This window comes from Veillonella sp. CAG:933 (assembly GCF_000431435.1).
Taxonomy (GTDB): Bacteria; Bacillota; Negativicutes; order Veillonellales; family Veillonellaceae; genus Veillonella_A.
In genome coordinates this window covers 6,290-16,846 of record NZ_HF986176.1, presented here as the reverse complement: position 1 = coordinate 16,846, position 10,557 = coordinate 6,290, and the positions used below count along the sequence as shown (strand labels likewise).

The window sequence follows — 10,557 nt, the reverse complement described above, 5'->3', positions numbered from 1 at the left end:
CTTTCCCTATACCCTTTACCATCAATTACCATGATATAGCCATCTGCTTTAAAATTATAACTTGCTATATGAATTGGGTAGTTATTTCCCTCAGCCGCTTCTACAGTAAGAGCCGTACCAACCACTGTAGCTCCGCTTACACAGGGGTTGATGTCTGCGTCCATACAACCTCCATTAGGAATATCAATTTTAGCGGCTTTCACTCCATCCAAAATTAATGCTACATTTAATTTTTCAGCTCTTTTAATAATATCTTCCGGTAACAATGGTGCACATTCATTAATCATAGTTTTATCCCTCTTATTGATAATTCGGTCAGGAATTATCCCCTTTATCTAATCTATTTTAGAAATATAAATTTATACTAATTCATCACCTGCAATAGGAAAAAAGCTTGAAAATGCCTCTCCATATTTATAAGTCTGATTACCTGAAATTCTTCTTAAATGATTGCCTCGAAGATTTGCTCTTTCTGTATAATACTGAATGAGATGATGCTGTGCCTGGAAACACTGCATCGCCGCAACTTTTTGTTCATAAACCTCTGTAATATCTACTAACTCATCAGGAACAAATTGTGATAGTTCAGTTTGATGAGGTTCAAACCCAAATAAACGCATTTGTTTAGTCGTTGGAAGATTATCTACAATAACGCCTCTTGAATTTGAATGAATAGAGCATTCAAATACAAACTCTGATACATCATTATGATCAGGATTTAATATGTCTTTTCCTTTTTTATCATGCGTAATAATGATGTCTGGTCTAACTTCTCTAATTTTCTTTACCATTCTCTTTCGAATATCTTCCGTAAGATACGGTCTCATTGGATAATCTGGAAGATCCCAAAACTCAATATTTTTAACGCCAAGAATTTCTGCGGCTTTAGTTGTTTCCTCTAGTCGATTCTGCTTTACAGTATCATACGTGGCTCCTTCTTTTTTCCACTGTGCTGCACTCTCACCTCTAACCCCAAAACTTAAAACCACAACATCCACATTAGCACCATGTTTAATGTATTTTGCAATTGTACCACCCGATCTCCATACATAATCTGCTGCATGTGCACTTACTACTAAAATTCTCTTGCCTTCCATAATAGTTCCTCCTAAATTACTCTAATCATTTTACTTAAACCCAATACAATCTTTTATTCAATGTCATTTTTCCCCAATAAAATTTTTGGATTAATTACAACCATAGTTCGAATTTCATCCTCAGAAAAACCTTTTTGTAAAAGTCTTTCTGCAAACTCTGCTAACCCTTCGTCTGGATAACACAGTTTTGTATTACCAAGATCAGTGGCAAGAATACAATTATCTGGCCCTACTTGTCTTATCTGATCTGCCACTATGTCAAACGCTACCTTGTCCGTCTTCCATGTTGTATAACACTGTTCAATCTTAGCTCCATAATCAATAAACTTTTTTTGATCTTCAACGGAATAAAATGTAGTTGGAAATGTTGCATGTGTAATAAGTATATTTTTAACATTTCGTTTAGCTGCTTCAGGAACCAGCTTATAAGCTTCTTCATGAGAGATATGTCCGGTTGCTAAAATCAAATCGTATCTAGCTATAACATCTAAAACATCATAAACTTCTGGCTTCAACTGACCAAATTCATCAAGGATATTAATCGTAGGAACCTTAATTCCCGCATTCTTCATCTCAATTACAATAGACGCCCAGAAGGCTAATTTTTTATTTGGATCTCCATTAAATTGATGTGCCATTTCATGTTCACTGTCACAAGTAGGAAACCAAACCAATTTACAATTATCTCGAGCCGCCATTTCTACAGCCGGTGCATTTATTCCTCCGACTGAACTATTTAAAGTAATAGAGCCGATTGCATCACATTTCGGATAAAGCTTATTTATTAATTTTGCTCTTTCACCGGTTTGAGTCCAATGATTTTTTATAACGTATCCCGCCAGTGGACCATTCGTGCATCTTTCAGCCATTTCCAAGTCATCCATCTTTCTTGGTAACACATCCGGTGCAGAATGAACGTGTAAATCATAAGCCCCTTCAATTATTTTTTTTACATCACTCATAATTAACCTCCTTCAAAATACCATTAATTTCATCCCCGCTATAGTTTTTTATACGCCAGAATGCAAATTATTTAATACTTTTGTGTTTCTTGCAACATCATTATGACTGCATTCTATACCAATCATTCCTAAAAGTCAATAAAAATAATTGCAATAACATCTATTTCGCTCTTTCACATAAGATTGAAAAGGATATTTTATTCATATTTTAAGATTATAAATTCAATAAATTAAATATTTCTTCTTTATAAACCTATAACACTAAGAAATATGTATATCTTCGCCTTCAACATCCTCTTGCCATATAAATATTTTAGTTGCTATAGCATCTATATATACTACACCTAAAATCCAACAAACCACTACATACCACAACAAAACAGGCGCACTAAATTATCAATCCACAAAGCAACATTTCTGCACAACATAAACATCACCCCCCCAGAAATCATATTTATGCAGAAAAAAAATATACAAAAAAGCTGTAGCAAAATACCTATTAATCGAATTCTGCTACAGACTCGTCCTATTATTTATTCAAATATTCGCCTCTCATATCAAACAAAGTAAATTAAAGTTTTATTAAACTTCTCGACAGTACTATGCATTTCTTTTTAAATTTCTTCATAAAACTCAACATTCCACCATAAAATTTAGTCTAATCAAAAATCCGCTAGATCATCAAAATCAAATACTTACAAGATAAAAATATTATCTGCAAATACACACTTTTATGCTTTTACCATTTTACAAAAATCACATACGTATTTTTTATCTCACACGCTCCTTATTGAGTTCAATATTTGAATCAAATACACGAAAAAAGGCCTCTCGAAATTTCGAGAAGCCTTTATTTATCTGGTGCGCCTAGCAGGATTCGAACCTGCGCACCCGGTTCCGGAGACCGGTGCTCTATCCCCTGAGCTATAGGCGCATATTGGGATAACCTGATGTTTTCACAGTCACGAATCAAAACTAATACTTAATCATGAATCATAATTGCAAACCCCTTCAAGGTTACCCAATTATTATATCAGTGCTGATTATACACTGTCAAATACGGGCTAAGTCATAATCTAGCTATAATCTAGTTATAACTTAGCCGTACCGTATACACGGCTCAATCAAAACACAACCTCAACTTAGTCGTGTTTAAGCTGTTTATTACCGATACCTGTTTTGCGAAGAATTGCAAAGCAAAGGCTTAAAATAACAGCTACTACGGTAGCGAGGCCCATGCCTTGAAGGACAACCGGGCCAAGTGTTACTTGAGCGCCGCTGAGGCCGGTGATCATAACGATAGACGTCAAAATCAAATTATCAGGACGTGTATAATCTACCTTACGTTCAACGAGCATACGCAAGCCGGATGCTGCGATGATACCGAACAACAAGATACTTACGCCACCCATAACCGGTACCGGAATAGCGTGGATTAATGCAGCGATTTTGCCGATAAAGGAGAAGATAATCGCTAACACAGCCGCCCCGCCGATAACGTACACGCTGAAAACGCGAGTAATGGCCAAAACGCCGATGTTTTCACCATAGGTCGTATTTGGTGTCGCACCAAAGAAACCGGACAGAATGTTGGCGATACCGTCGCCCAATAAAGAGCGTTCCAGGCCCGGATCTTTCATGAGGTCGCGACCTACGATGTTACTGGTTACCACCAAGTGGCCTACGTGTTCCGCAAATACTACGAACAAAGCCGGCATAATCATCAAAATTGCGTTAATATTGAAAACCGGTGTGGTCATATGAGGCAAGGAGAACCAAGCCGCTTCGGATACTTTTGAAAAATCGACTACACCCATGATGGCCGCCAACACATAACCGGACACAACGCCGATTAGTACCGGAATTACCGCGAAGAAACCACGGAAAATAACGGTGCCCAAGATAGTTACAATCAAGGAGAACATGGAAATGGTCACAACTTGTGTGTGGGTCATGCCCAAGGTTTGCCAGCTGTCACCAACGATGCCGGCCATGCCCATAGCTACCGGACCGAGTTCCAAGCCGATAACGGCGATAATGGCACCCATGGCTGCCGGTGGGAATAACAAATCAATCCAGCCGAGACCAACGGCACGAACAATGAAGGACAATACTATAAAGGCTAAACCAAAGGCGATAAAACCGCCCTGTGCCGCTTCATAAGACATGCCGGCCGCCATAACGGATAATACCGGCGCGATAAACGCAAAACTGGAGCCCAAATAGGAAGGGATTTTCCCTTTACAAATAAATAAGTACAAAATGGTACCAATCCCGTTCATAAATAACGCCGTTGCCGGATCCGCTTTTAACAAGTACGGTACCAAAACGGTAGCCCCGAACATGGCGAATAAATGCTGGAAACTCAACGGCAACATGGCCGCGTTTGACGGCCGTTCAGATACGTCAATAAAGTCTTTCATTCCTCTAAATCCTTTCTGAAATCCTTTTAAACCCTTAATACTATAAAATATATAAACTTGCGTTTTAAAAACGCAGTCTAAAAACAGCCTGTTTGATATTAATATCAATAAAAGTTCAATTCATCAAGTGTCTTGTATACGATGAATTCATTCTGCTATCTTACGCGTCCTTACTTAACGCCACCAGCGGATGGTCTGAAACGACTACGCGTCTCTTCGCGAAGGGACGGTGCCACACCTTGTGCCCCAATCTGGCGATTAGCGAGCTCATTGCTGCGTGAAATGCTAAGCAAAATAGACACCGCAAAAATGTTCATCAATAACGAGGAACCACCATAAGAAACAAATGGCAATGGTACACCGGTAACCGGCAAAACGCCACAAACCATCAGCATATTGAAAAAGGCCTGCCCCCCAATGAGGCAAGTAATGCCGATAGCTAGTAGTTTTCCGAATAAATCACGGGCGTCAGCCGCCACACGCAAACCGTAAACAACAAACAGGAATATGACAATCGCTAAAAACAGCGCCCCCAATATGCCTGTTTCTTGAGCCCAAACGGCAAAGGCAAAGTCAGTATGAGCTTCCGGTAAGTAGAAGTACTTAGCCGTCCCCTCACCAAGGCCCTGGCCAAAAATCCCACCAGATCCGATGGCCACAAGACTTTGTACGCTTTGGAAGCTCTTGGTTAACGAATGGCCCCAAGGGTCCCACCACGCTAAAATACGGTCACGCCGATAATCAGAAACCCAAATCAAAACAATAAAACCAATTATCCCCATGAACCCGAGATATTTTAGTTGAGTCAAAGATGTTCGGCTCATTTTACCGATTATCATCAACAGTAAAGGGAATGCCAAAATTAACATGGCCGTCCCTGTATCCGGTTCTACCAGCGTAAGACCGGCAAATGCTATCGGCGCCCAAAGTGCTTTGGTTGGCCGATAGGTAAACGGCGGTGCAAATCGCCGCCCGTATAAATCGTGTTTTTCTAAAAGCTCTACATGAGGATAGCGCTTGCGCCAGTCTTCAATATATTTACAAGTCCAAATAATGCCGCCTAATTTAGCAAATTCCGACGGCTGAATCGATACGCCAAAAGGCAGGGAAATCCAGCGATACGCACCGTTAACTTGTACACCCGCAAAAACGGCTACCAATAAAACGATAAGAACCAAGGAAATTATATTTAAGAACTTTTCGTCTTTCAGCCTTCGATAATCCAGCCTATACACGCCTCGCCCTAAAAATAAACCGAGCGTTAAATATATGATATGTTTTACAATATTGCTGGAAAAGAACGAATCTTGACGCACTAAATCCACCGAGGTCGCACTATAGATATTGAGACTCCCGATAATAATCCAAATGCCTACCATAACCATAATGGCCTGCGCATCATTGCGGAACAGCGTTTTCAAACTGAACGAAGGTAATTTTTTAACCTTTTGCGCCATAATTACGCCTCCTCAGGTTTAATTGCTTCCAGGCGGAAAATCGGCTGTCCTTTTTTGCTAAATTTTTCTTCGTATTCAGTCATTACATTCGGCGTATCCGTGCTGTGTAAATCGTAAGTCACATTTTTTAACGTCCAGCCGCATTCTTTAAATTCTTCTAAGGAGAACAAAAAGAGTCCTTCATTATCTGTTTTGAAATGAATTTCGCCCTGTGGTTTTAGTAAACGAGCATATCTATCTAAAAACGTACGATATGTTAAACGACGCTTCGCATGGCGTGCTTTCGGCCATGGATCGCAGAAGTTGATGTAAAAACGATCGATTTCCTCCGGTGCCACAACGTCTTCAATGCCGGCAATATCAAATAAAGATACTTTGGCGTTTGGCAAATTGCGTTCAAAAATCTTCTGAGCCGCGTAATATAAAACGCCGAGCTGCACTTCAAAGCCTACAAAATTGGCTTCCGGGTGAGTTTCTGCCATGCCTGCAATAAAGCGGCCCTTACCGGTGCCAAGTTCAAAGTACAAAGGTTTTGTCGGGTCTTCGAACATCTCTCGCCACTTACCTTTGTGCGCCTCGTGGTTTTCTAAAATCACGTGGGAATCATATTCATGAATAGCCTCGTCAATCCAAGGTTTTCTACGTAATCGCATATTGTCTCCTTCACAACTTATGTTAAAATTCTCTATCTAATTAATTATATAGTATTGCTTTAAAATACTCAACGGAACAAGGGAAAAACATGATTCCCTTAATCGACTAAATTATTTTAGAGTTGTGTGATACAATTAAATTGAAATCACCGATAGCAGAAAATCGCATTTGCTGCCTTAATATGAAGAGTGCCTTGTCTAATCATGGGTTGCGTCCTTCCGGTGATTTCTTTTTTAAAAAAAAACTAAAAAACAAATGAGGCTGTATCAAAATGTAGATTTACCCACATTTTAGATACAGCCTCATTTGTTTGAGAAGAATAGTTATTACTGCAGATTTTAAAGTCAACCAGTGTCCCCTGCAGCCAATGACTGCCACGGTTAACTAAATCTACATTTGCAGGAACCACTTACTTTGGCTCCTCCGATTCACCTCCCGCCTTAACACTAACCATAGAGTAAATGCTATATACACCCTTACATTAAAGGTACTGCCAACTACTTTGCTTTGCCTATTGCAAAAAGCTTAACTACTTGTACACTTAACATCTTTTAAGCACTTGTTCGCTTAACATCTTTTAACTACTTACACATTCCCAAGTTTTTAAAAACTAACTTCTTTAAACTATCGGGCAGCCATTAAGGACTGAACCAATTCTTCCAATTTCTGGATTCGTTCGTTCTGACTTTCGTTCTGAGCTTTCAAATCGTCGATTTCGCTGGTCTGTTTTTCAACATACTCAATCAAACGGCCTTTGCTCATGCCTGCGTACGGATTGGAGTTACCGAACTTCATGCTGACGCCGACGTTCATCATGTTTTCCCCATTGCCCATAGAGCCGCCGATACTGAACAATGTATTTTCATTCGGACGATAGAAGGCACCCAAAGCTACTGCATTAGAACCGTGGTAAGTACCCATACCGGCCGTGAAGTTCCATTTGTTGTCAGGATCGTAATCCAGTGGATGTAAGGCTGCCAAGGCGACGGCACCGGCACCGGATTTATTGACTTTCGAGTCCAATTTGGCGATTTGACGAGCATTGTTCTGAACGGCTGTAGCTACGCCACCGATTGCGGTTGCCATTTCTTGACGAACCGTGTAAACTTGACCGGTTGTAGCAGCACTGGTTCCTTCCGCTGTAAGCTCAACAGCTTTCACATTCTTAATTTCCTTATCATTAGCATTGATGCCATCTTTGGAAATGTACGTCATGTTATTAACGGCAATGCTGTTACCAACCTTCAAGTCATCGTTTAAGGATAAGTTGTATTCGTTTTTGCCTTCCACTTTAACAGCGTTGATATTATCGTCACCATTAATCGTAGTAGCTCCGGCCGTACTGGCAATACTCTTAGCAAAGTCCTTCAACTGACCTTCCGTAGCGGCGCGATTATCGACAGCCTTTTCAGCATCCCAAGTTGTGTTAGTTAAGCCTGTAATTGTACGATTTGCCGTTTCACCTTCGCTTGGAGTTGTGCCGTCAATTGTAATACCACCTACCGTAATTTTTTCTTCAAGACTAACTTTTACGCCTTTTGTTGCATCATTAGCATCAACTTTTTCAACCTTAACACCAGTTTCCGGATCGCCGACTACATTGGCTACGCCCGCTTTACCTTCGATGTTTTCAATCTTAGTGTTGATGTTGCTAATGTCTTGGTTGATATTGGTGATATCATTGTTAATCTTAGTAATGTCTTGCTTAACATCGGTTACATCGCCTTCAACCTTAGTTACACGCTTGTCCAATTTTGTGATATTCTTCGTATTATTGGTAACTTGCTCTACGAATTCAGCGTCTAGAGCTACCTTGATGTCATTATTATCTTGGGTAATCTGAACCTTTTCGCCGTTAACGAAGTTAATCACAGAGCCTTTCTTAATGGACCGTTCACCGTCACCATTTACGGTTAACTTCCAAGCCCCCGCTTCACCAAGGAGTGTGTCGGTAATACCTAATTTAGTCTTCCAACTATTTACATTATCCTTTGACAAGTTAGCTGCATCCACTCTTGCAGAAGAATCGGCGACTGCTTTCAGTTGTTTTTCAGTAGCGGCACGGTTTTCAACAATGCCTTTTTCATCCGGATTCCAAGCAGTATTGGCTAAACCTGTGATGAATAAACCATCTTCGGTTTTGCCGTCCTTAGTTGTCGGAACACCTTTCTGGTTAGCGATGTAGATACCACCGCTAACTGTGCCATCTGTACCAGGCGTTCCACCAATACGAACACTGCCGTCATTTAGATTAACGTTCTTCGCTAATTTAACAGTTAAACCGCCATCAGCTTTGGCTACCACACCGATGTTATTATCGGATAACAAGCTCGCATCGCTAATACCACCTTTAATATCTAAGGTTTCGTTGAGCTTCTTAGCGATGGTTACATTTTCTGTATCACCGGCAAACTTCAAGCCGTCTTCCAGCGTAGCTACGGTATGTTCTTCGCCTCTTTCATCTTCATAAACAATACGAGTAATGCCGTCTTTACCATGCTTCCCATCAACACCATCAACGCCGTTCTTCACGGAAATATCAGCGTAAGCATTTTTGCCCGGTTGGCCATCTTCACCGGCAGGGCCTTGCGGACCAACTAATCCAATCTTACCTGGGGTACCATCTTTACCGTCCTTGCCCGGTGTACCAATAACGACTTCGTTACTCAACTTCAAGTCATAAACTTTCTGACCGTTAACGTCTTTAACAGCCATGGTGAGATTGTTTTCACCAATGTAATCGCCTAAGGCGCCATCAGCACCGGCTTTGGCGTATTTACCGTCGAGAGTAAGCTCCGTATGAGCACCGCCAACGGATGTTACCACATTAGAAATAGCTGCATTCAACTGATCTTCAGTTGCTGCTCGGCCACTCACGATACCATTAGCATCAGGATTCCACTTCGTATTGGTGAGGCCGGTAATGAATAAACCATCTTCGGTCTTACCATCCTTAGTTGTTGGAACATCTTTCTGGCTAGCAATATAGATACCACCGGCAAGAGTGCCATCTTCCGCTGTAGTTCCACCAATGCGTACACTACCATCAGCCAAGTTAAGGTTCTTAGCTAATTTAACGGTTAAGCCGCCGTCAGCTTTGGCCACAACACCGATGTTGTTATCCGTGAGCATACTTGCATCACTAATGCCGCCTTTAACTTCTAAGGTTTCATTGAGTTTCTTAGCGATAGTTACATTTTCTGTATCACCGGCAAATTTCAAGCCATCTTCCAGCGTAGCTACGGTATGTTCTTCACCGTTTTCATCTTCATAAACGATACGAGTGATACCGTCTTTACCATGCTTGCCATCAACACCGTCAACGCCGTTCTTCACAGAGATTTCGGCGTATGCATTTTTACCCGGCTGACCATCTTCACCGGCAGGGCCTTGTGGACCAACTAATCCGATGCTACCAGGCGTACCGTCTTTGCCGTCCTTACCAGGTTGGCCGATAACAACTTCATTCTTCAATTTGAGGTCGTATACCTTCTGACCTTTAACATCTTTAACAGCCATGGTAAGATTGTTTTCACCAATGTATTCGCCTAAGGCACCATCAGCACCGGCTTTGGCAGATTTACCGTCAAGAGTAAGTTCCGTATGCGCTCCGCCAACCGAAGTCACAACGTTGGAAATAGCAGTATCCAACTGCCCCACATTAACGGCATCAGTCTTATCAATACCGGTTGCTACGTTTACAATCCGTTGATTACCGTTGTCGAGACCTATCGAGCTTAACTTCACCACTCCCACGACCGGACTTTCGACAGCCGTTAAAGCTGCACCGTCCTTGGTGTAAGTCTGCGAATCTGCATCATAAACAGCATCCGTCAAATCCGTGTACCAGTTGCCGTCTTCACCTTTCACGAGAGCGTTTCCATCTTTATCTTTCGCAGTTTCTGCAAAGGCTACGCTACCATCAGATAAGCTAAGATCCTTAGCCAATTTAACAGTTAAGCCG

Annotated in this window: 7 protein-coding genes and 1 tRNA gene; all 8 read right to left on the bottom strand. The window is 41.2% G+C overall.

Features of this window, described 5'->3' with window-relative positions; translation table 11 throughout:
• The coding region (locus QZL64_RS03835; protein ID WP_296309275.1) for a hypothetical protein at nucleotides 1–287 on the bottom strand (287 nt) is incomplete at its 3' end.
• Nucleotides 288–359: 72 nt separating this feature from the next.
• Nucleotides 360–1,097, bottom strand: coding sequence for a PIG-L deacetylase family protein (locus tag QZL64_RS03830; protein ID WP_021840682.1), 738 nt, complete (start codon nucleotides 1,095–1,097; stop codon nucleotides 360–362).
• Between the two features lie 53 nt (nucleotides 1,098–1,150).
• A complete protein-coding gene (locus QZL64_RS03825; RefSeq protein ID WP_021840681.1) occupies nucleotides 1,151–2,059 on the bottom strand; it encodes a DUF6282 family protein in 909 nt (302 codons plus the stop codon).
• A gap of 859 nt (nucleotides 2,060–2,918) precedes the next feature.
• Nucleotides 2,919–2,993, bottom strand: a tRNA-Arg gene (locus tag QZL64_RS03820).
• Between the two features lie 208 nt (nucleotides 2,994–3,201).
• Nucleotides 3,202–4,482: a uracil permease gene (uraA, locus tag QZL64_RS03815; RefSeq protein ID WP_021840680.1), complete on the bottom strand. Its 1,281-nt coding sequence runs from the start codon at nucleotides 4,480–4,482 to the stop codon at nucleotides 3,202–3,204.
• Nucleotides 4,483–4,652: 170 nt separating this feature from the next.
• Nucleotides 4,653–5,939, bottom strand: coding sequence for an FtsW/RodA/SpoVE family cell cycle protein (locus QZL64_RS03810; RefSeq protein WP_021840679.1), 1,287 nt, complete (start codon nucleotides 5,937–5,939; stop codon nucleotides 4,653–4,655).
• 2 nt (nucleotides 5,940–5,941) lie between these two features.
• Nucleotides 5,942–6,592, bottom strand: coding sequence for a tRNA (guanosine(46)-N7)-methyltransferase TrmB (gene trmB / locus QZL64_RS03805; protein ID WP_021840678.1), 651 nt, complete (start codon nucleotides 6,590–6,592; stop codon nucleotides 5,942–5,944).
• A gap of 625 nt (nucleotides 6,593–7,217) precedes the next feature.
• Nucleotides 7,218–10,557: YadA-like family protein (locus QZL64_RS03800; protein WP_296309273.1), on the bottom strand; the 3,340-nt coding region annotated here is incomplete at its 5' end.

Excerpts from the sequence above, each read along its gene's own strand:
- QZL64_RS03830 (WP_021840682.1), bottom strand. The coding sequence starts at position 1,097 with ATGGAAGGCAAGAGAATTTTAGTAGTAAGTGCACATGCAGCAGATTAT.
- QZL64_RS03825 (WP_021840681.1), bottom strand. The coding sequence starts at position 2,059 with ATGAGTGATGTAAAAAAAATAATTGAAGGGGCTTATGATTTACACGTT.
- uraA (WP_021840680.1), bottom strand. The coding sequence starts at position 4,482 with ATGAAAGACTTTATTGACGTATCTGAACGGCCGTCAAACGCGGCCATG.
- QZL64_RS03810 (WP_021840679.1), bottom strand. The coding sequence starts at position 5,939 with ATGGCGCAAAAGGTTAAAAAATTACCTTCGTTCAGTTTGAAAACGCTG.
- trmB (WP_021840678.1), bottom strand. The coding sequence starts at position 6,592 with ATGCGATTACGTAGAAAACCTTGGATTGACGAGGCTATTCATGAATAT.